Origin of the sequence: Paenibacillus yonginensis, from assembly GCF_001685395.1 — a bacterium.
Classification (GTDB): domain Bacteria; phylum Bacillota; class Bacilli; order Paenibacillales; family Paenibacillaceae; genus Fontibacillus; species Fontibacillus yonginensis.
This window is the reverse complement of record NZ_CP014167.1, coordinates 4,862,904-4,884,535: the sequence shown is the minus strand read 5'-3', so window position 1 is coordinate 4,884,535 and position 21,632 is coordinate 4,862,904. Positions and strand designations below refer to the sequence as shown.

The window sequence follows — 21,632 nt, the reverse complement described above, 5'->3', positions numbered from 1 at the left end:
GGAAAGCCGGTGTTCGTTTATTGCACGCCGCTTTCGAACTCCAGATTCTGACGGGCCTCAAATCGTTCAACAGCCAGCCCCAGCAGACGGTCCAGCAGCGCAGCGTAAGAAACGCCGGTTTCGCGCCAAAGCAGCGGATACATACTGAATGGTGTGAAACCAGGCATCGTATTAACTTCATTAATCAGGATAGCGCCGTTATCTCGGCGGACAAAGAAATCCGCCCGGCACAAGCCGCTTCCTTCAATTGCCTTAAACGCTTTGATCCCCAGATCGCGTACCCGTTCTGCAAGCTCTGTATCCAGTTCGGCCGGAATAATCATCTGCGATTTGCCGTCGAGATATTTAGCTGTGTAATCGTAATATTCGCTGCTTGAGACGATTTCGCCCGGTACTGACGCCAGCGGTTCGTCATTGCCCAGGATGCCTACTTCAATTTCCCGCGCATCCACGAATTCTTCAATAATCACTTTAAGATCATAACGGAATGCATATTGAATCGCCTGAATCAGCTCTTCACGGTTGGACGCTTTGGAGATCCCTACGCTTGAACCCAGGTTGGCCGGTTTCACGAAGCATGGATAACCCAGCTCATCTTCTACGGCCTGCAGGTGCTCATGGCTGTTCCGCTCCCAGGAGGACGACGTAAAATAACAGAATTTGCACTGCTCAAGCCCGGCGTCGGCAAACAGTTTCTTCATGACGGCTTTGTCCATGCCGGCCGCCGATGCCAGCACCCCCGCCCCTACGTAAGGCAGGTTGGCCATTTCAAACAACCCCTGAATCGTTCCGTCTTCTCCGTTTGTCCCATGCAGCAGCGGGAAGACCACATCCAAGCCTTTACCGCTTCCGGACAATCCGGCGAACAGCAGCTGTACGGCTGCCGAGGTATCCCCGGCCCCCTGCTCCAGCTTCAGTTTGTCAAGAGAGGCAAGCGGAGCCGACAGGCGTCCGCCCACCCTCCATTCACCCTTTTTCGTAATAAAAAAAGGAATGATCTCATATTTGTCGTAATCAAATGCGCCCATGACAGCGAAAGCCGTCTGCAGCGATACTTCGTGTTCTCCGGATTTGCCGCCGTATACCAGGCCGACGGTCATTTTGTCCTGTCCCATGGTTTACCTCTCTTCATCTATTGTAAGTCTCAATTGTTAGTTAGAACCGGTCCGCAATGTGAAAGAAACGATATTTCGTCTTCTCCGTCCAGGCATACGAATCCTTGTAATCCCAATATCTGTGCCGGCTGCTTACCGTATGCGCGTTAACGAGCGGCATGCCTCCGGCATCAAAGGCAGTTACAATCGTACTGTGCTGATAAGCTCCGTCCCCATCCCAGTCATAGATGATTACATCGCCGAGCTCCAGCTGCTCCGGGCGGTCTACGGATATGGCTCGAAGAGCGGAACGGCTTGTGCTTAAATAACGCTCAAGACTGCCCGCGACTGCCCAGCTGTAGCTCCAGGATTCCTGCGAGCCTACATATCCTTTGTACCACCAGCCCGATTCTCTTTTCCCAGTATAGTTTATTGGCGCTCCGCCTGCAAAGAGACATTGTGAAATGTAGTTGGTGCAGTCCACCTCGAAACCGGCGAATTCCGGATTAAAGCCATCCCACCAGTCATCCGCATATTTGACTGCATCTTCCCTGCGGTAAATCGGCCCCTTCGGCACGCCGCCGGTTCCCAGCACGTCCCGGTTCAAATAGGGTCCTCTCTTATCGGCTTTCCGCGGAGAATCACCGGGCAGACCGCTGTTCGGAAAAGCCCCTGCCAACACCGGGCTGCGCTCCGGCACCTTCTGCGTCACCGTTTCAATCACCCAATCCGCGCCGCTGCGAACCAGGAGTAGACGCTGCTGGTCCAAACGCTCCTCCCGGTGTTTGACCCCGGCTTTATTGTAATAAATTTTGCGGTGCAGCTGCAGATCGACCTCGACTTCATCCGCCGTTTCCACCGGCTCGCTGACCAGCTTAGCTTTCGTTTCGCTTCTGAGCGGCGAAGCCTCACGCTCCTCGTACCATTTCGCCATCCGTGCCTTGCGTTCGCCCCGGCGCATCAAATAATCCAAATCGGTAACGACGGTCGGGCCACCCCGCAGCCGATAATCCACCTCGTCCTGATTTTGCTGCAAAATATAGGTAGACAGCACGTTTTTCCAATCTTCCGCCATCCTTATCCCCCTCCGCTCTCTTGCATCATAACTAGCACCATTCCAATAGATATGCAGGAAAAATAGGCATTATGAGCGGCAAAAAGTCCTTTACGAGCCTGAGCCCAGGCATTATACTTAAATTAGAATTATTTTTTGAAATGTCGTTTCACAGAATGAAACCCAGGAGGTAAGCATATGCCATTGAACGATCAGTTCTCCGCCCTCCGTCAGCTTGAAGTCGGAGGCAAAACCTACCGTTACTATGATTTGAAATCCCTGGAGGCGCAAGGTTTAGGCAGCGTTTCCAAACTTCCGTTCTCCATTAAAGTATTGCTTGAAGCTGCGATCCGCCAGTTCGACGGACGCGCGATCACCGATGAACATGTGAAGCAAATCGCCGGCTGGGCGGAAGGCCGCGATGATAACAAAGAAATTCCGTTTATCCCTGCGCGTATCGTCCTTCAGGACTTTACAGGCGTCCCTGTTGTCGTAGATCTTGCTGCCATGCGGGATACCGTCAAGAAAGCCGGAGGGGATCCCAAACAAATTAATCCGCTGGTTCCTGTCGATCTCGTTATCGACCACTCCGTTATGGTCGATGCTTTCGGTACGCCGGAAGCGCTCGAATACAACATGAATGTCGAATTTGAGCGGAACGAAGAACGTTACCGCTTCCTGCGCTGGGCGCAAACGGCGTTCAACAATTTCCGCGCCGTTCCTCCGGCTACGGGGATCGTACACCAGGTCAACCTGGAATACCTCGCATCGGTTGCAGCTACCAAAACGGTAGACGGCCAAACTGTTGTCTTCCCGGACTCCCTGGTCGGCACCGACTCCCATACCACGATGATCAACGGCCTTGGCGTTGTCGGCTGGGGTGTCGGCGGGATCGAAGCCGAAGCCGGCATGCTTGGACAGCCGCTTTACTTCGTAACCCCTGAAGTCATCGGCTTCAAGCTGACCGGCAGCCTGGCTGAAGGCGCTACGGCAACCGACCTTGCGCTGACTGTAACGCAAATGCTCCGCAAGAAAGGCGTTGTCGGCAAATTCGTGGAATTCTACGGACCGGGTCTTGCCAACATCAGCCTGGCCGACCGGGCAACGGTGGCCAACATGGCACCTGAATACGGCGCCACCATCGGTTTCTTCCCGGTTGACAGCGAAACCCTGAATTACCTTCGCAGCACGGGACGTACCGACGAGCAGGTCGCGCTTGTCGAAGCTTATTACAAAGCTCAAGGCATGTTCCGGACCAGCGAAACGGCCGATCCCGAGTTCTCCGATCTGATCGAACTCGATCTGGCTTCGGTAGTGCCAAGCTTGGCCGGTCCGAAACGTCCGCAGGACCGGATCGAACTGACCGAAATGAAGAAGAACTTCAACGATATTATCCGCACTCCGGTTGATAAAGGCGGCTATGGCCTGAGCGACGAGAAAATCGCCGAGAAGGTTCAGGTTAAACATCCGGATGGACGCGAAAGCCTGCTCGGAACCGGAGCGGTCGTAATCGCGGCGATCACCAGCTGTACGAATACCTCCAACCCGAGTGTTATGCTTGGTGCAGGTTTGCTCGCGAAGAAAGCTGTAGAACGCGGCTTGACCAAACCGGCTTATGTCAAAAGCAGCTTGACGCCCGGCTCCCTTGTTGTAACACAATACCTGGAGAAAGCCGGCCTGATCGGTCCGCTTGAGCAGCTTGGCTTCCACGTAGCCGGCTACGGCTGCGCAACCTGTATCGGCAACTCCGGCCCGCTGCCTGACGAAGTCAGTGCCGCCATTGCCGACAACGATCTGACCGTCGCTGCCGTCTTGTCCGGCAACCGGAACTTTGAAGGCCGCGTCCATGCGCAGGTGAAAGCCAACTATCTGGCGTCCCCGCCGCTTGTTGTTGCTTATGCGCTGGCCGGAACCGTCAATATCGACCTGCAAACCGAGCCGCTTGGTTACGATCAAGCCGGGGAACCGGTATTCCTGAAGGACATCTGGCCTTCTTCGCAGGAAATCAAGGAAGCGATCGGCCTGTCCGTCAGCCCGGAAATGTTCCGCAGCAAATACGAGAACGTCTTTACGCAGAACGAACGCTGGAACTCTATCCCTGTGCCGGAAGGCGAGCTCTACGAATGGGATGAGAAATCCACTTATATCGCCAATCCGCCGTTCTTCGAGCATATCGCTGACGGCCTGAAGGATATCGGCGAAATCCGCAAAGCCCGCGTGCTTGCCCTGCTCGGCGATTCCGTGACCACGGACCATATCTCGCCTGCTGGCAACATCTCGCCGTCCAGCCCGGCCGGCATTTACTTGAACGACCACGGCGTCGCCCGCAAGGATTTCAACTCCTACGGCTCCCGCCGCGGCAATCATGAAGTGATGATGCGCGGTACGTTCGCCAACATCCGGATCCGCAACCAGGTGGCTCCGGGCACCGAGGGCGGCGTTACGAAATATCTGCCGACAGACGAAGTCATGTCCATCTATGATGCATCCATGAAGTATCAAAGCGAAGGCAATAATCTGGTTGTTATCGCCGGTAAAGAATACGGCACAGGCAGCTCCCGTGACTGGGCTGCGAAAGGCACGTATTTGCTGGGCGTTAAAGCCGTCATCGCCGAAAGCTTTGAACGGATTCACCGCAGCAACCTGGTCGGCATGGGCGTCCTGCCGCTGCAGTTCCAGGAAGGTGGCAGCTGGAAGAGCCTCGGCATTGACGGAACCGAAACCTTTGATATTCTCGGTCTCAGCAATGAGGTGAAGCCGGGTCAAATCCTGACCGTTGTCGCTACCCGTACCGACGGCACCCAGTTTGAATTCCCGGTTGCAGCTCGCCTGGACAGCATGGTAGATGTTGATTATTACCATAATGGCGGCATCCTGCAAACCGTACTGCGCCAAATGATTCAGGTAGGCGTTTAATTAAACGTATACCAGCCGCACTATAAGATCACTTACAACAACAAGACCTTTCGATTGTTAGGGGTTATCCCCTGCGGCGGAAGGTCTTGTTTTTATTTTTCCACGGTTTGCTTCTGCATCTGCTTCTGCACGCGCTTCTGCACGCTCGCCCTTCCTGCACTCTCGCTCATTCACGTCCCCTTTACACCTTTTGTTTTAACTGTTATACTACAAATATAACAGTTAAAACAAAAGGATGGTGATTTTCGCCATGATCATTCAGCTCGACATGCAATCCGAGGTCCCGATTTATATACAGCTTATGAACCAAATTATCGAAGGCATTGCAGCAAGCAGGCTGAAGCCAGGCGAAGCCCTTCCTTCCGTCCGCCATCTTGCTGCGGATATCGGGGTCAATCTGCACACCGTCAATAAAGCCTACACGCTGCTTAAGCAAGAGGGGTATATTCAAATCCACCGGCAAAAAGGGGTTGTCGTTCAGCCGGACGGCCTGCCTGGCTTGACGCCTGAATTTATGGCCAAACAGCTGGAGCAGCTGCGGCCGATCATTGCCGAGTCTATTCTGCGCGGCATGAATCTAAGCGGTCTGCTAAGCCAGGTTCAGAAGCTGTACGAACAAATCTCGCCTTCCCCGCCCCAATCCGGAAAGGAGCCTACGCCATGAACACCATTAACGTTGTTTTGTTCTTCCTGATTTTTATCCCGATCTCCGTCCTCCAGATCGCGCTTCCTTATTTAACCCGGAGAACGGTCAGCTTCGGCATTACCGTCAGCGAGGAGGTATGGAACAGTCCGCCTGTTGCGGACATGCGAAAACGTTATGCCCTGCTGAGTACGGTATTATGCCTGATTTTCGGCCTCGCCTTCGGGTTTGCAGCCGTTCAAATGAAGGCGGACACAATAGGCATTGCCGTAGCGGGTTTTGCAGTTGCCCTCCTGATCGGCACTTTTGTGCTGCATCTGTATTTTTACGGCAAAATGAAAGCTTTGAAGGCTTCGCTTCCCGCTGCCTCCACGCCGGGGAAAACGGCGCTCCCGCTGGACACCTCTTTCCGCAAGCAGCGGCTGATCCTGTCCGGCAAATGGTATCTGATCCACCTGGCGATCATTATCGCCTGCGCGGTGTTTGCACTTGCGCAATACGACCGGATACCGGATCAGATTCCGATGCATTATGACCTGAACGGCAATGTGGACCGCATGGAAACAAAATCCGTCCGCATCCTGCTGCTTCCCAACCTGCTTCAGCTCTTTATGACGGGCCTGCTGCTGTCCATTAACTTCATTATTTATAAATCCAAGCAGCAGCTGAATCCGGCCGATCCGGAGGAATCCTCGCGCAGGAACGCAGCTTTCCGCCGGCGCTGGTCTGTCTTAATTTTGCCATGAGCCTCCTGCTGGTGGTGTTGTTCTTCTTCATGCAGCTGACGATGATTTATTCCATTGACCCGAAATGGATCTCCCCCGTCGCCCTGTCCATCCCACTACTCATCGTAGCCGGCTCGATCTGGATGTCCTTCTCCACCGGACAAAGCGGAACCCGGCTTGCCCGGAAATCCGGAACGGAAGGCAATCCTTCAGCCGTTCCCGTCGACGACGACCGGCATTGGAAGCTTGGAGGCAGCACATATTACAACCCGAATGACCCTTCCCTGTTTATCGAAAAAAGAGTCGGCATCGGCTGGACCGTCAACTTCGCGCGGCCGCTGGCCTGGTTGTTTTTCCTTGCCCCGTTTGTCATTATTGTCCTGCTGCTTGTTTTTACTTCCTAGTGAACGCTGAAAGTCTCTTAAAATCCTTATCCGTGAATTGGAGGAATCGTGTCATGAAGAAGGAGTTATTTTCGAAAAAAGCAACCGCTGCCGCCCTCGCTTTAGGTCTTATCCTGCCTGCCGCAGGAGTGGCCGAGGCGCAGGCAGACGAAGCCGGTCAGAACACTCCCGCTTCCGAAAGCGCTTATCCGAAACCCGAATTGAAGCCGGTGCGGGAGATTGCGCGCTCCCTCGGCATCCAGGTAGACTGGAGACCCGCGGATAAAAGTGTAACTTTAACCTTTGGCGGCCAAAACCTGGTGCTGTTCCCCGCCAAGGGGGAAGCAAGCTTCAACGGGAAGCAGATCACCTACAGCCAGTCAGGTCCGGCTGGATTCCGAAATGGCCAAACCTGGATGTCCGAAAGCTGGGTGCGGGAGGTCTTCGGATTAAAAGCGGATATGGAGACAGGAAATTCAGGGAGTGCAGGAAATACAGGAGGTTCTGCAGACGGCAAGGAGGATGCTGCAGCAGCGAAGATTGCGGACCGGTTTATGAGCCTGCTCTCCGCAGGCTCGGGTCAAGAGGCTTATCAGCTCGCCAGTCCGGCTCTGCAGCAAGCCATAACCCCCGAGCAGCTCCAGTCCTTATGGAGCAATTATGAGCGGATATACGGCAAAGCTGGTGCGGTCACGCTTAAATCGCAGACGGCAAACGCCGTGCATCAAAACGTCGTTTACAGGGTTCAGGCCGCCGCGGCACCTTTTACTCTGACCATCCGCCTGAACCCTGCAGGACAAGTGGACGATCTGTATCTGGCGACCGAAACGCCGGATACCTATCAGAAGGCGCCTTATGACGACGCCTCCAGCTATTCGGAGCAAGAGGTGACGATCGGCAGCGGGGAATACGCCCTCCCCGGCGTTCTTACTCTGCCGGCTGGCGGCAGCAGCGAAGGCCCTTATCCGGCAGTCGTGCTTGTGCACGGCTCGGGACCACAGGATCTCGATTCCAGCGCTTATGGGGCCAAGCCCTTCCGCGATCTGGCTGCGGGCCTTGCAGCCCAAGGCATCGCCACAGTCAGATACGACAAGGTTACGTATGAGCATACTTTCAAAATTGCCGCTAAACCAAACTTCACCTTAAGAAACGAATCCGTAGACGATGCACTCAAAGCCGTACAGCTGCTTACCACCGTACCGGAGATCGACACCAGCCGGATTTATGTGGCCGGACACAGCCAGGGCGGCTTCGCCATGCCGCTGATCAAAGCAGCCGATTCAGCCAGCCATCAGATCGCGGGGACCCTTCTGCTCTCCGCCCCAAGCTCCAGCTTTATCGATGTGGCCGTTCTCCAGCAGGAGGAGCTGAAGGAGCGTATCGAGTCGCTGGGCCAGGATACTGCCCCTTACGAACAGCAGGCAGCCGCCTGGAAACAAATCGCCGGTCTTGTGAACGATCCGCAATATTCCGTCGATCATCTGCCGGAAAGCTTCCCTGTTCCTCCGGCTTACTGGTGGTATGAGCAAAGGGATTATGTACCGGCGGAGTTAGCCAAAGAGCAGACCGGGCCGATGCTCATTCTGCAAGGCGAGAACGACTGGCAGGTGCCGATGAGCGAGTTCAAAGGCTGGCAGACTGCCCTTGCCGGTCATCGGGATGTCGTATTTAAATCTTATCCGAAGGTCAATCACCTGCTGGCTGAAACCGATACTCTCTCGACAGGCAATGAATATGTTCTCCCTTCCCACGTATCCAAAGCCATCATTCAGGATATCGCTAATTGGATCAAAGAAGCTAAACCTGACAGCCAATAAACCAATATCCAAATAAAAAAAACAAAGACGGCACGGTCCAATCAACCTGATGCCGTCTTTGTACTGTTCCGTTCAGGGCAGCATATACCCCATTTCTCTCGCCGCTTCCACCAATATGGGACCTAGCTCTTCCAGCTTCTCGGGGTTCAGTCTACTGACCGGACCGGAGACGGAAAGGGCAGCGGCCAGCTGTCCGGAGCGCCCGAAGATGGGGGCAGCCACCGCCGAAGCTCCCGGCTCCCGCTCCTCATAACTCGTAGCGTAGCCTTGCTTCCGGATTTGCTCCAATTGGGCGCGGTACTGCTGCCGATCCACCGTCACCGGCCAATCCGGCGCGTTTAGCAGCGACTGGGTAAAAACCTCTTCCTCAAAAGCCACAAGCACCTTGCTGGAGGCCCCGACATAAAGCGGCAGCCGGGCACCAACCGGTGCCACCCGGCGAATCGCCTGATTGCTCTGAACCGCCTGAATCCGCAAGCGGTCGCTGCCATCCCGCAAATATAAGCTGACGGTCTCGCCAACCGCATCCCTCAGCTTCTCCATCCCCGGAAGCAGCAGGACGGCCGGGTCGTCATTATGCGTCAAATGAGCCGACAGCTCCCAAATTTTCATGCCGAGCCTGTATTTCTCCGTTGCCTTATCGCGGATCACGAACCCCCGTTCCTCCAGGGTGGTCAGCAAGCGGTGCACCGTGCTTTTATGCAGGGAAATCGCTGCGGCAATTTCAGTAAGCCCCAGCTCTTCCGATTGGGTAAAACACATTAATATATCAAGCGCCCGCTCAACAGCGCGTACCGTCAGTTTCCGGTCTTCCATCTCCCAACACCTCTTCGTTTCATACTATGAAACATGGTTACATAAATTATAAACGTTACCGTCAAATCCGTCCATAACCCATATATCCTGGCAAATGGCTGATTAGCATTGACTTTAAGCCACCCCAAGCTTACGATAATTTATATTAAAAAGGCATAATACGCTTTTATTCGACATAATCCGATTCAGTTGAAGAGGTTGTCAGCGCAAGGAGGGACTCGATGAATAATACTGCAGATCGAAGAGATTCCACTCGCCGCGGGCCAAAGATCGATTCTCGTCCCCATGCGGAAGCAGGCCCCTGGACTCCCGCCAAATTCATAAAATTCAAACATGTCCTGATCGCCTTGGGACTTTCTATACTCTTTTTCTTTATCTTCTGCTTTATCGTCCTGCACGGGTTTATCGCCTGGGTGCTGTCCAATCCTACTGTTGCACCGCTGTACTCCAATCCCAAGCTGGCCAAAAATATGGCCTATGAAGACGTGAACTTCCAGGCGCTCGACAACAGCCGGACGATGCATGGCTGGTATATTCCGGCGGCAGGCTCCAATAAAACGATCGTCTTCAGCCACGGATACGGAGCCAATCGCGAGGAATCCTGGATTCCGATGTATGATTTGGCCCATTTTGCCCATCAGCTCAACTTCAATGTATTGATGTTTGATTACGGCTTTGCCGCACAGAACAGCAAGGAAGTTGCTACAGGAGGCAAGAAAGAAGCCCAGCAGCTGCTTGGCGCCATTCAGTACGTGAAGCAGAAAGGCGCTAAAGAAATCATTGTCTGGGGATTTTCGATGGGAGCGGGGACTGCCTTGCAGGCCGGACTTCACACGAATGACGTGAACGCCATGATTCTCGACAGCACCTTCCTGCTTGAACCGGATACGCTGTATCATAACCTGAAGCAGCACCTGCCGCTGCCCGAGCATCCTTCGCTGGAAATTCTGGAGATGCTGCTCCCGGTTCTGAACGGAACAAGCCTGCGGCAAATTCCTTATCCGGAAGTGAAGAAAGAGGATTATCCATTTCCGATCTATTTTATCCACGGCACCGAAGACGAGAAGGCCCCTTATCCGATTGCGGAGAAACTCGCCGCCAACCAGACCAACCCGTTCTCCGGCGTCTGGATCGTGCAAGGAGCTCACCACGAGCTGATCTTCCGCGAGCATTCCCGGGAATATTTACGCCGGGTATCGACCTTCCTAGGACAGGTCAACGCCTCTTTAGAGCAGCCGGCTAACAATTAACTTAAAACCAGGCATGAGTCAACCCCTTCGTCGCATAATTCTGAAATAAGAATATATGTCGGAAGGGGTTTTTATATCCATGTTATTCGTTTATGGCCCTTATCTGCCGATCCGCGTGCTGGAGGAAATCCGGTTCTGGAAGCAGCAGGAGAAAGAGCATGTTGATGTCATAAAAGCGATCGTCCCGTCCCTGGAGCCCGTTTACGTCAAGCTGCTGGACGACTGGGCCAAGGTCTTCGGGGACACGGAATCCGCAGCCGATTCGCTTCTGCAGTACGCGCTGGCCGCTCCCCAGAAGAGTCAGCCCAATGAGGAGCTGGTCAAGCAGACGGAACGCCTGCTGGCTGCTGCATTCCGCCAATCTCAGGAGTGGATTCGCCAGCTGGATGCGATTCTTCAGCAATCGCAGGCCGTGCAGAGCGTACCGCTGGCCAAAGTGGTTCTGCTGCATATCATCCGCGAATCCGAGTATTTCCTGGCCGTTCTGGAGACGCTCAACCAGCCGGGTTTGATCTCCCAGGCAGCCTCCCAGGTTCCGCCTGCCGTGGACCCTTACCATTTGCAGCCTAATCCGAGGAATGATTTCTACTCGCGCAAGCTGGATCAGCAGCTCACACACGAGGCTCAAGAGCAGGCGTCCGCTGAAGCAGCCGTAACCCCGGGCCAACGCGTGAAGGATGGCGCCGTGCCGATCGGCGGCCACCGGCTTCCTCCCCTGCCTTATCCGTATAACGCGCTAGAGCCTCATATCGATGAGGCAACGGTCCGCATTCATCATGACAAACACCATTTAACTTATGTAGAGGATCTGAACAAAGCGGAGAAAAAGCTGGAGGAAGCCCGCACAACCGGCAACTTCGACTTGGTCAAACATTGGGAGCGCGAGCTGGCCTTTAACGGGGCCGGACACTACCTGCATACGATTTATTGGGATACGATGAATCCGAAGGGCGGCGGAAGACCCAGCGGAGCGCTGGCCGAGCAAATCAACCGCGACTTCGGCAGCTTTGAAGCCTTCCACGCGCAGTTCTCTAAAGCTGCGGAGAAGGTCGAAGGCGGCGGCTGGGCGATTCTCGTCTGGAGCCCGCGTGCCCGCCGGCTGGAGATTCTGCAGGCCGAGAAACACCAGAACCTGTCCCAATGGGATGTGGTTCCGCTGCTGCCGATCGACGTATGGGAGCATTCCTATTACCTCAAACACCAGAACAAACGCGCCGATTACATCAAGGACTGGTGGAATGTCGTTTATTGGCCTGCTGTTCTTGAACGCTTCAAACATGCCCGCCAGCTTCAGTGGCAGCCTTATTAATCGTTCCGGGACAACATCGGCATGGAACAAACCGTTTAAAGCCCATGGCCTCTGGGAAGCAGAGAACATGGGCTTTCTGGCGGGAAGGGGTTCTTTGTCTTTGGGACCGGCGAGGAGCTGTCACCAGCCTTGGTCAGCTGTCGTATCGGCTGCGCATGGCGGCCATCAGCTGCTCCAGCTGATCGCCCGGCATCTCGAAGCCGGCCGGGACACCGGTACTTCCCGCCGGCGAAGCCCCGGATGCCGCCGCTTGTTCCGACGCTGACGCTGCTGCCTCAGCCTCTGGCGTTGCTGCTGTGGCCAGCGCTGCGGCTGAGGCAGCATCCGCCGCGTCAAACCCAAACTCCCGCAGCGCAGTCTGCTTCAGCGAAGCGATAAACGCTTCGGCGGAAGGCACGCCGGCCAATTCCTGCAGGCTGGCCATCGTGCCGCCTGTTACTACCGGGAAACCCTCCTGCTGGCCGCCGGAGGCTTCCTCATAGAATTGGCGGACCAACCCCGCCATTTCATCTCCGTTGCCGCTTACGATGACGAAAGCGGTCAGGATGTACGCCTTCAGCTGCCGGCGCTGGGCGATCCCGCAAAACTTCCGGCCGCCGATGCTGATGTCGTAGTCGCCGGGACAGAAGGCGCCGGTGATCTCGCCGGCGACTGCGTCCCCCGACCACGGCTGCACGGCGCCGCTGATAAACCCGGCCATCCGGGCAAAATCGCGGTGAATGTTCAGTTCTCCCGGCTGATGCGGGAGAATCAGCGACACATTCACCACCCCCGGATGCAGCACTACGGCTGCGCCGCCGGACGGCCTTACACAGACCGACCAGCCTTCGCTCCGCAGCCGCTCCATTGCTGCCGGTGCCCCCGGCAGCCGGCGGTCCCGCAGGCCCAGCACCATCGCCTGCGGGTGTCGCCAGATGTGCAGCAGAGGCGGTGAGCCTTCGCCAACTTTTTTACAATAATATTCTTCCCGCGCAAACGGCTCCAGAATATCCCTGCCCGCCAGCAGCGGAGCTTCCACAATAGTCAGAGCCTGCTTGGCGAACGTTTCGCCCGAAGTGCCGGTAGAATTGCTGCGGGTCCAATCCATGTCTGCTCACTCTCCTTTGCTCTCGCTCTCCATGCAAAAAGGCCCTGCCTGATTAGGCAAGACCTTCTTGTCCGCTTCCGCCCGGCGGATCAGCCCTTGATCAGGGACAGAAACTCCGAACGGGATGCGGAATCCGTACGGAACGTACCGCGCACTGCGGAGGTTACCGTTTTGCTGCCCGGCTTCTTGACGCCCCGGGAACACATGCACAAATGTTCACCTTCGACGACAACCATAACGCCTTGCGGCTTCAGCACCTCGTCCATCAGATCGGCAATCTGCGAGGTAATGCGCTCTTGCACCTGCAGGCGCCGCGTAACCGCTTCAACCAGGCGGGCCAGCTTGCTGAGTCCGGCGATGCGGCCGCTCGGGATGTATCCGATATGCACTTTTCCGAAGAAAGGCGCCATGTGGTGCTCGCATTGGCTGTAATATACGATGTCTTTGACGATAACGAGCTCCTCATGGTTCTCCTCGAACGTAACGCCTAATACATCGCGGGGATCCACCTCGTATCCTGCAAAAATCTCTTCATACATCCGGGTTACACGAGCCGGGGTATCAAGAAGGCCCTCGCGCTCCACATCTTCGCCTACCAGTTTCAGAATTTCGCGGATATGATGTTCGATCTGCTCCCGATTCTTCCCGACTTGTGTATTCAAATAATCTTTAACGCCTGCCATCGTTCCTTGCCCCCTTTGCCCAGCCCTCCAGCAGACAGCCGAGCTTGTCTATTTATCTTTTCTTCCGGCCTGCTCCAGGCTTTGGCATAGGCTGGTTCTTCATCATTTGCTGCGCGCGCTGCATCTGCTTGCCGTTCAAATTGTAGCCCATTTGCTTGGCCATTTGCTGCAGCATTTGCGGATCACTTTGCATCTTCGTCAACTGTCTGCGCAGATAAAATACGCCAATGGCGAATCCGCCGACAAGGCCGACAATCAGTGTAATAATCGGAATAATATAATCCCACATTGGTTAAGCCACCCCTGTTAATGTCAATTCTTAATTGTGCAGAGCACTAGATTTTATAATAGCATTCTTTGTCCGGCAGTAGCAAATGAAATTACGAAAGAACCGCTTCAATAAATACCGTTGTTTCACTGGACAGATCCACTTCCTTAATGTCCAGTTCATCATCGGTCCGCCGCACGATCCGGATGACGGGACGGCCCGGCAGCCCGCGGTGCTGCCGGACGACAACGCCCGTTTCTTTCGTCGACAGCCGGACCGAAGTCCCGTTCGGATAAATCGATATGATCCGCATAAATTCCACCAGGATGTCCCGGTCCAGCTCCCGCTCGGAAGCGGCCATCAGCTGTTCGCAGGCCTCGTGTGGAAGCAGCGGCTTGTCCCCCGAAGTTCCGCCGCTGATCAAATTATCGTAGGTATTGGCTACCGCTACGATTTTGGCATATGGTTGAATGGCCTCCGCGGTCAACCCCCGCGGTTCGCCGCTGCCGTTCAGCTTCTCATGATGCTGCAGGGCGATATGAGCGACAAGCAGGCTCCATTCCCTTTTTTGTCTGAGCATGTCATAACCGCGCCAGGCATGATGCTCTTTTCCTTGTTCCAATGGCAGCTTCGATTCGGGCACCACCTTGCCAATATCGTGCAGCAGCGCGCCGATGGCCAATTCTTTTAACTGCGACGGATTCAGCTGCATGTTGATCCCGATCATAGAGGAGATCAGGCAGACATTGAGCGCATGAATGTACTCCGCATTGTCGGCCGTCCGGATTTCGGCCAGATGCAGCGCAACATCCTTATTCTCCAAAGCGCTGCCTAGCAGCATATCCACGTTAGTGGCCACCGATGCTGCATTAAAGTCTTTCCCGGATTTTAAAGCTTGAGAGATGCCATGCATTTCCCGAAAAATGGCCTGCTTCAGCTTAGGGCTGACCACTTCCTCTTCCATTTCAATATCCTCAAACAGCTGATCCTCGATATAAAGCACGGTGACGCCAATCCGCTTCAAGGTGCTGATCATGTAGACGGTGAGCTGCACTCCGGCGGACAGGAGCACAGTCCCATTTGCGGTATATACGGTTTTGCCCAGAATCTGACCAGGCTCTATATCTTCGATCATGACGTATTTCATGCTTTATTCCCCTGCCGCTCCAAGGTGAGCAGACTTTCCTTGATTTCAATTCCCCCGGCATATCCGGTCATCGAGCCCTTAACCCCAATAATGCGGTGACAAGGAACGACAACGGGCAGCGGGTTACGATTGTTGGCTCCCCCGACAGCGCGAACCGCCCGGGGCTGCCCGATTTGCTCGGCAATCTCTTTGTAGGAGGCCGTCCGCCCGTAAGGGACATCCAGCAGCGCCTGCCAGACCTTCATTTGGAACGGAGTCCCCCTCATATCGAGCTTCAGATCAAAGCTTGTACGTTCCCCCGAAAAATAACCCTGGAGCTGCGCCATCGTCTCCTTCAGCTTGTCCGAGGAGCGGATGAGCTGCGCTCCGTCCCGCTGCTTGGCTACCCATTTCAGCGTCTTCTCCCGGGTGGCTTCAATGCCGCCGAACTCGATCAGGCAAAGGCCTTTCGAGCTTTGGACCAGGGTGAGCGCCCCGATAGGCGAATCCATTTCCTCGTAAAAGAAAACCTCGCCGTCCGTTTGTTCCCCCACAGGCTCATTGGACAAGTCTGCCGCAGCATCCCCGGCTGCTTCCTGCAGCTTGGTCTGCGCCTCTTGAATATAGTTCAGAACCATTTCATCGCGTTCGCTTTCGAGTGCCTCGTTAATTGCTTTAATGGCATCTTCTCCTCCAATCCTGCTGATCGCCCATGCGGCTGTTCCCCGCAGTTCCGGTCTCGGATCATGAAGCAGCACTTCTATTAATTTCGGCAGAGAAGCACGATCTTTGAAGTTGCCGAGCGCAATCACCGCATTCCGCTGGATCGGCTTCTTGCCGCGCCAAGCAGCGGCGCTCTGTCCAAAACGGTCCTTAAACTCCCGGTTGCTCATATCCAGCAGCGGCAGGAGCAGCGGTTTGGCAATTTCGGGTTCAGGCTGAAGCTCCGGCCGATGGTCCCAATGTTTTCCCCTGTTCTTCGGGCAAACCATCTGGCAGGTATCGCAGCCATACAGCCGGTTGCCGATCTTGCGCATAAACTCATCGCTGAGGAAACCTTTGGTTTGGGTCAGAAAAGAAACGCAGCGCTGCGCATTGAGCATTCCGTCGCCAAGCAAAGCGCCTGTAGGACAAGCATCCAGGCATTTCGTGCATTCACCGCAGTCCTCCAGCACAGGCGGATCGGGTTCAAAAGGCAGATTTGTTATCATCTCGCCCAGATAAATCCATGAGCCCCAGGTCGGGGAGATGATCAGGCCGTTTTTCCCGCTAAAACCGATTCCGGCCCGCTGGGCGACCGCCCGGTCATTCAGCACCCCCGTATCCACCATGCTTTCGATCCGGGCATCCGGAACACGTTCTCTTATAAAATCAGCCAGCTTATCCATCGCTTCGCGCAGCACCGTATGATAATCCCGGCCCCACGCCGACCGGGCCAAAATACCGCGTGTTTTGCCGGGCTCGGATTTGGGCGGATTGATCATTTTGGACGGATAAGCCACTGCAATCGCTATGATCGATTCGGCCTCGGCCATAGTCAGCTTGGGATCTACCCGTTTGTCGATGTCCTTCTCCTCGAATCCGGATTCATACCCTTTCTCACGAATCTCCTCCAGAATCGGCTTCAGGGAAAGAAACGGGTCGGCAGTCGTAAACCCAACAGCATCAATGCCCAGCTCAAAGGCAGCCGACTGGATCTCCTCTTTCAGCCATCCCCAGTCCGCAGAAGCTTGGTTGCTATTCAGTTGAATTTGGGGATTTTGCCGGTTCAAAGTGTGATCACCTCTTGATTTATTCATTAAGCCATAATAATAGAAAAGCATATCTCCACACCGATTGCAACGGATGGAAGATATGCTATAACGGAAGAAAAAACAGTTAAGTTCTATTTACTTTCTGATTCTGTATCTAGGACAAAGAATGCACAGCGGCAATGCTCAGCTTCTGAAAAGCTTCAAGCATACGGCCCGCATAACCCATCGCTTCATAAAGCGGCATGGCGGCTTTGTTGTGCTCGTCGCCCGCAACTACAATCTTGCTCACGTTGCGCTGCTGGAAACGCTGCTCCATAGCTTGTACAAGCGCTTTGCCGACACCGCGGCGACGATGTTCAGGATGAACGGCAACCCGGTAGATACAACCCAGGTTCTGGTCGATCGTACCGATCAGCACGCCGATAATTCCGGCTTCCCCTTCTTCCTCTTCCATCACCATAATCAGCCCGGAATCAAAAGAAAGCTGTCTTGCAAAAGCACGTCTGGTATCTTCGTAACACTCTTCAGACAACGACACCTGCAAAAGTTCTGTAACATGAGTAGCATCACTCAATTGAAAGGAACGAACCCGCATGCTTGTAATCTCCCTCTTCTTCTGCATGATAGACTTATGTAAAATACAGGACGGGTTTTACATAAATCAATGTCCGGAAATCCTGACAAAAACCGAGAAATATCGGTTTCAATAGTAATTAAACCACAATTATCTCCCGATTACACGCATTTTCTTCTGAAAGCGCTTTATATTAAACGCTTACATTTCATGTGATAATTAACCTTGTGTAAATTAGGAAATCTACTGAAAATGAATATTTTAACACTCTATTAATCCAACGATAATAATTCATAGGTTTGCCCTTGATTTGTATGCCCCCCGGCCGCCCCCTTCCTCTAAAAATAACATTCTGCTGTTTGGAAAATGCCAAATTCGGGTAATATAATGGAGGCCTTTTCTCCAACTGAGTTTTTGGCCAATAAAATCCAATTCAATACCCGGGAGGTATTCGCAATGGCTCATGAATTACCGGCTCTGCCGTATCCAGCAAATGCACTGGAACCTCATATCGATGAGCAGACCATGAACATCCACCATGACCGCCATCACAATACGTACGTAACGAACTTGAACAACGCGCTGGAAAGCGCTCCTGACCTGCAAAGCAAATCCGTTGAAGAGCTGATCTCCAACCTCGGCGCAGTTCCGGAAAATATCCGCACGGCGGTCCGCAACAACGGCGGCGGTCATGCCAACCACAGCTTGTTCTGGACTGTAATTGGTCCAAACGGCGGCGGCACGCCATCCGGTGAAGTTGCTTCGGCAATCGACAGCGATTTGGGCGGCTTCGATAAGTTCAAAGAAGAGTTCACCAAAGCAGCTACTACCCGTTTTGGCAGCGGCTGGGCCTGGCTCGTGGTCGGCAAAGACGGCAAACTTGCCGTAACAAGCACACCAAACCAGGACAACCCGCTGATGGAAGGCCTGACGCCAATCCTCGGCCTGGACGTTTGGGAGCATGCTTACTACTTGAAATATCAAAACAAACGTCCGGATTACATCGCCGCATTCTGGAACGTCATTAATTGGGACGAAGTTAATAAACGTTACCTGGCGGCACGCTAAGCCTTGGTAATCGTGTATTGAGTGTGGCCCGTGTGGTCAGTTTGCTGAAGATCACACGAAGTATCGAGGCACGAGCCCGAGCCGTAAATTTCGGCTGGACTTTACAAGAAACGGCCCTCATTCCTGACAAGGATGAGGGCCGTTTTGCTTTGTTATTATTCTAAGGACTTCCGTTTGTATCGATCCTGAACCAGCTGTGAACGATTAATGGGTCACCGTAGACAGGAAGTCATCCCTGCTGGACAGGTCGGCATCATAGAAGACCACGTCCCCGTCCTTCAACTGAAAGATATGCCCCTTGGCATCCTGGGCTTGTCCTTCATAACCTTCAAGCTGCCACTGGTTCATCAGCGGCGTCTGCCGATAGGTTAGCCGGGGCTGCCCAGCCGCTATACTCTGAATATCGAAATTGACGACGATGTAGCCGTTTTTCAGAAAAATATCCGCATGCTCCGAAATCCCCTGATGCGTTCTTCCGTATTCCGCCAGGTTAGTTCCATGCTTCACCACATAAACCCCGGCCGGCAGACTGTATTCGCCGTACCACTTCTGCACAGCTGCCAGCGCCCGCTGCGGGGCCACCGAAGCAGGAACACCGCTTTTAGGCCCTGCCAAAGTGCGCAGCCCTTCCGTCAGTTGAAGAGCGTGATACGTGCCTTCCCCCACCGGACGTTTGGCAAACACGCCGATAAACCGGGCGACAAACGCTTCGCGGCTCAGCCCGGAGATCTGTCCAAATGTATAATCGTGATCATACCGGTACAAAGCGGTATCAATAAGTTCCGTATCCGGCACATTCCTCATCGGTTCATTTAATATCACACCCCGGCTGACGACGTCCTCCCGGGAACCAATCTTGATGAAAGACTGGTCACCGCTGTGGTAATACAGATCGACCGGAAACCGTTCGCTTCCGGTAAGGCTGACATAATCAAAGGATGGTTTAATCTGGAGGCTGTCCTGCGCGGAGAACATATTGCCTTTTGTCATGACATCAAACCGGAAGGTGTATCCGGTCTTGACCGCTACATTGCGGTAGGCAGCATCCGGGTGGCTGCCCGGATGAACCGGCAGCTTAAATGGAGGCGCGTTCCCCCTGGGTCCTCCGTCGATATTTCGCAGTCCTACCCAATAGGCCGCACCGGAGGACATCAGCTTGCCGATTTCACTGCGGAACACCCGCTCCCAGTTGTAGTCGGTAATATCAGTGACCCGAAAATCGTACAGCCGGCCGATCACCTCCACCTCCAGGCTGTTCATAGCCGCGTGGTGGGCTAAATCCAGATTCGCTGCTGTCTGCCCGCTGAAGTTGGCCGGTGCATTTTCAGCAATCGACCGGAACCAGACCGTATAGTCCCCTTCATCAACCCAGGTTGGCATTTGAAAAGTCACCTGCTCCTGGCTGACCGGAACCTCGATCCAGGTGTTGGCCGGGATATACTGGCTTTTGACCGAGTTCCAAACAGCAAACGGAAATAACACCTGCTTGCTCGCCGTATATTTAGCGTAATCCCGGTTGCCATAGCCGGGAGCTTGCTGATGCTGGCCGTTCGTTGGCAGCGTCACCGTAAACGGCCGGTCCAGGATCAGCGCGGCACGGGAGACGTTTGGCGTGATCCGCTGGTTGTGCTTCTTGTCATCCGTGATACCTGGATACATGACGACCGGCGTATGCACCGTTACACGGTTCATCCCGGGGATGGAAAAGGTTTTATCCGCGCCTCCGTTAATATTCCCCGGGAGAAGACTATAGCGCAGCGTACCGGTAGTCAGGTTGTCCGGCTGGTTGATCAAACTTCGGCTGACTGTCAGGCCCGATTGATACAGCACCTGCTGGCCGATTTGGCCCGGCTGGGGGATCGAACCGGGCGCAGGAGCCGACCTGCTCATCCGGGCATTGTTCATGACCGTAGCGCCATTAAAAATCACCTGGTCATTATTGACTTCAACCTGCTGGATGCTTGATTCCGCTTGGGCTTGGAACAATCCGCCTTCCTGCGGCGTAGGCGGCTCCGTCTCCCCGCCGGAAACCTCCTGAGTCCCCAAATCAATCGCATTGCAGACGGCCGGATGGACATGGGCGTCTGCGCTTGCTTCATTTTGCGTGGTGACCGTAGGTGCGGAATACCCTGACGGACTTAACGTGACCGAACCTCCGTATCCGCCCAGTGCATAATTTTCTACGGTCGCTTCGGCCAGTCGATAAACCTCCAAATTGTCAATGATCCAATAGCTGTAGTCCCGTTTAACGGTGATCGTCTGCTGAACCTGCTCGGTTGTATCTTGAGGCTCCGGCGGTTTGCCCGGGTCATCCGGCTCCTTGCCCGATTCGCCTGGGAGGGTCCAGGTTTTATGATATGTTTTGCTGACGGGAACGCTATAGGTTACGGTTCCGGTCAGGTTAACCCACCTATGTTGGAACAGATAGCTTGCGCCGAACACGTTGGCATACAGGCTTTCAGAGGTTGGAATCCCCCTTAGGACGTCAAACCGTTCTGCCCCTCGGCTGTCGGCCTTCAAGACGCCGCTGGCAGTCGGCTCCATAGCAGAACCTGAAATCGTCGTCCCCCGTACCGGACTGCTTATACTGTATGTACAGCTGCCGATCGGCTCTCCCCCGCCCGGAGGATTCTCGCCTCCTCCAGAGTCATCCCCAACCGTCACCACCGTACTGGTGGTCAACTGGAACCCGTCTTTGACCCATAAAACTGTGATCGTTGTTGTCCCTTTGCCTACTGCCCTTATCAGCCCCGAGGAACTGACCGAAGCAACCGAAGGATTAGACGACGTCCAGGTTGTCTGTCCGCCGCTCCCCGTGTTGACGTTGGTTTCAGGGCCGAAACTGCCGTCGCCTGTTTTGGTCCGAACAGCGGCGTTAAGCTGCTTGGTGGCGCCGACTGGGAGTTGGCCGCCGGTGGTAAGGCTGATTTCTTTGGTTATTTCTGATGTCGCCGTCCAGTATAGGTCTGTATGAATGATATAGTCAGCAGTATGCTTGTTACCGTTATATGGCCTGTATGCATCTGGTTCTATTACTCCACCAATTTGTGAAGTGAATTTCACTC

At 54.3% G+C, this 21,632-nt stretch carries 18 protein-coding genes; 8 read left to right on the top strand and 10 right to left on the bottom strand.

Features of this window, described 5'->3' with window-relative positions:
- Positions 1–17: 17 nt before the first annotated feature.
- Positions 18–1,115 (bottom strand): D-alanine--D-alanine ligase, encoded by a 1,098-nt coding sequence (locus AWM70_RS22045; RefSeq protein ID WP_068700063.1) that lies wholly within the window; start codon positions 1,113–1,115, stop codon positions 18–20.
- A gap of 40 nt (positions 1,116–1,155) precedes the next feature.
- The gene (locus tag AWM70_RS22040) at positions 1,156–2,169 is read right to left on the bottom strand and encodes an amidase domain-containing protein (RefSeq protein ID WP_068700061.1); all 1,014 of its coding nucleotides are present in this window, start codon (positions 2,167–2,169) and stop codon (positions 1,156–1,158) included.
- A 177-nt stretch (positions 2,170–2,346) separates the two neighbouring features.
- Here AWM70_RS22040 and acnA point away from each other — a divergent pair, with 177 nt between their 5' ends.
- The 5 genes from acnA to AWM70_RS22020 all read left to right on the top strand — a co-directional run bounded on the left by acnA (position 2,347) and on the right by AWM70_RS22020 (position 8,632).
- On the top strand, positions 2,347–5,064 hold the full coding sequence (gene acnA, locus AWM70_RS22035) for an aconitate hydratase AcnA (protein ID WP_068700059.1): 2,718 nt from the start codon (positions 2,347–2,349) through the stop codon (positions 5,062–5,064).
- Positions 5,065–5,314: 250 nt separating this feature from the next.
- Positions 5,315–5,728, top strand: coding sequence for a GntR family transcriptional regulator (locus AWM70_RS22030; protein WP_068700057.1), 414 nt, complete (start codon positions 5,315–5,317; stop codon positions 5,726–5,728).
- Entirely contained in the window at positions 5,725–6,453 is a 729-nt protein-coding gene (locus tag AWM70_RS22025) for a DUF1648 domain-containing protein (RefSeq protein ID WP_083180492.1), read from the top strand. The genes AWM70_RS22030 and AWM70_RS22025 overlap by 4 nt, the downstream gene beginning before the upstream one ends.
- On the top strand, positions 6,450–6,836 hold the full coding sequence (locus AWM70_RS23030) for a DUF5808 domain-containing protein (protein WP_169823489.1): 387 nt from the start codon (positions 6,450–6,452) through the stop codon (positions 6,834–6,836). The genes AWM70_RS22025 and AWM70_RS23030 overlap by 4 nt, the downstream gene beginning before the upstream one ends.
- A gap of 53 nt (positions 6,837–6,889) precedes the next feature.
- A complete protein-coding gene (locus AWM70_RS22020) occupies positions 6,890–8,632 on the top strand; it encodes an alpha/beta fold hydrolase (RefSeq protein WP_068700055.1) in 1,743 nt (580 codons plus the stop codon).
- A gap of 72 nt (positions 8,633–8,704) precedes the next feature.
- On the opposite strand, the gene AWM70_RS22015 is transcribed toward AWM70_RS22020, so the two are convergent.
- Positions 8,705–9,448, bottom strand: a complete 744-nt coding sequence (locus tag AWM70_RS22015; RefSeq protein ID WP_068700053.1) for an IclR family transcriptional regulator — start codon at positions 9,446–9,448, stop codon at positions 8,705–8,707.
- A gap of 221 nt (positions 9,449–9,669) precedes the next feature.
- Between AWM70_RS22015 and AWM70_RS22010 the strand changes: the two genes are divergently transcribed.
- A complete protein-coding gene (locus tag AWM70_RS22010; RefSeq protein WP_068700050.1) occupies positions 9,670–10,698 on the top strand; it encodes an alpha/beta hydrolase in 1,029 nt (342 codons plus the stop codon).
- Positions 10,699–10,777: 79 nt separating this feature from the next.
- Positions 10,778–12,007, top strand: coding sequence for a Fe-Mn family superoxide dismutase (locus AWM70_RS22005; RefSeq protein ID WP_068700048.1), 1,230 nt, complete (start codon positions 10,778–10,780; stop codon positions 12,005–12,007).
- A 133-nt stretch (positions 12,008–12,140) separates the two neighbouring features.
- On the opposite strand, the gene AWM70_RS22000 is transcribed toward AWM70_RS22005, so the two are convergent.
- The 6 genes from AWM70_RS22000 to AWM70_RS21975 all read right to left on the bottom strand — a co-directional run bounded on the left by AWM70_RS22000 (position 12,141) and on the right by AWM70_RS21975 (position 17,520).
- Positions 12,141–13,094 carry a lipoate--protein ligase family protein gene (locus tag AWM70_RS22000; RefSeq protein WP_068700046.1) on the bottom strand — a complete coding sequence of 318 codons (954 nt, stop codon included), beginning with the start codon at positions 13,092–13,094 and terminating at the stop codon, positions 12,141–12,143.
- 89 nt (positions 13,095–13,183) lie between these two features.
- Positions 13,184–13,777: a GTP cyclohydrolase I FolE gene (gene folE / locus AWM70_RS21995; protein ID WP_068700044.1), complete on the bottom strand. Its 594-nt coding sequence runs from the start codon at positions 13,775–13,777 to the stop codon at positions 13,184–13,186.
- 52 nt (positions 13,778–13,829) lie between these two features.
- Entirely contained in the window at positions 13,830–14,066 is a 237-nt protein-coding gene (locus AWM70_RS21990; RefSeq protein ID WP_068700042.1) for a YneF family protein, read from the bottom strand.
- Positions 14,067–14,157: 91 nt separating this feature from the next.
- A complete protein-coding gene (locus tag AWM70_RS21985; RefSeq protein WP_068700039.1) occupies positions 14,158–15,192 on the bottom strand; it encodes an HD-GYP domain-containing protein in 1,035 nt (344 codons plus the stop codon).
- On the bottom strand, positions 15,189–16,970 hold the full coding sequence (gene queG / locus AWM70_RS21980; protein WP_083180591.1) for a tRNA epoxyqueuosine(34) reductase QueG: 1,782 nt from the start codon (positions 16,968–16,970) through the stop codon (positions 15,189–15,191). Before queG ends, AWM70_RS21985 begins: the two co-directional genes overlap by 4 nt.
- Positions 16,971–17,079: 109 nt before the next feature.
- On the bottom strand, positions 17,080–17,520 hold the full coding sequence (locus AWM70_RS21975) for a GNAT family N-acetyltransferase (protein ID WP_068700038.1): 441 nt from the start codon (positions 17,518–17,520) through the stop codon (positions 17,080–17,082).
- Between the two features lie 435 nt (positions 17,521–17,955).
- On the opposite strand from AWM70_RS21975, the gene AWM70_RS21970 reads away from it, so the two are divergent.
- Positions 17,956–18,567, top strand: a complete 612-nt coding sequence (locus tag AWM70_RS21970; RefSeq protein ID WP_068700036.1) for a superoxide dismutase — start codon at positions 17,956–17,958, stop codon at positions 18,565–18,567.
- Between the two features lie 204 nt (positions 18,568–18,771).
- Here the strand turns inward: AWM70_RS21970 and AWM70_RS21965 are convergent, their stop codons facing one another.
- Entirely contained in the window at positions 18,772–21,630 is a 2,859-nt protein-coding gene (locus tag AWM70_RS21965) for a DUF5704 domain-containing protein (RefSeq protein WP_068700034.1), read from the bottom strand.
- Positions 21,631–21,632 lie beyond the last annotated feature (2 nt).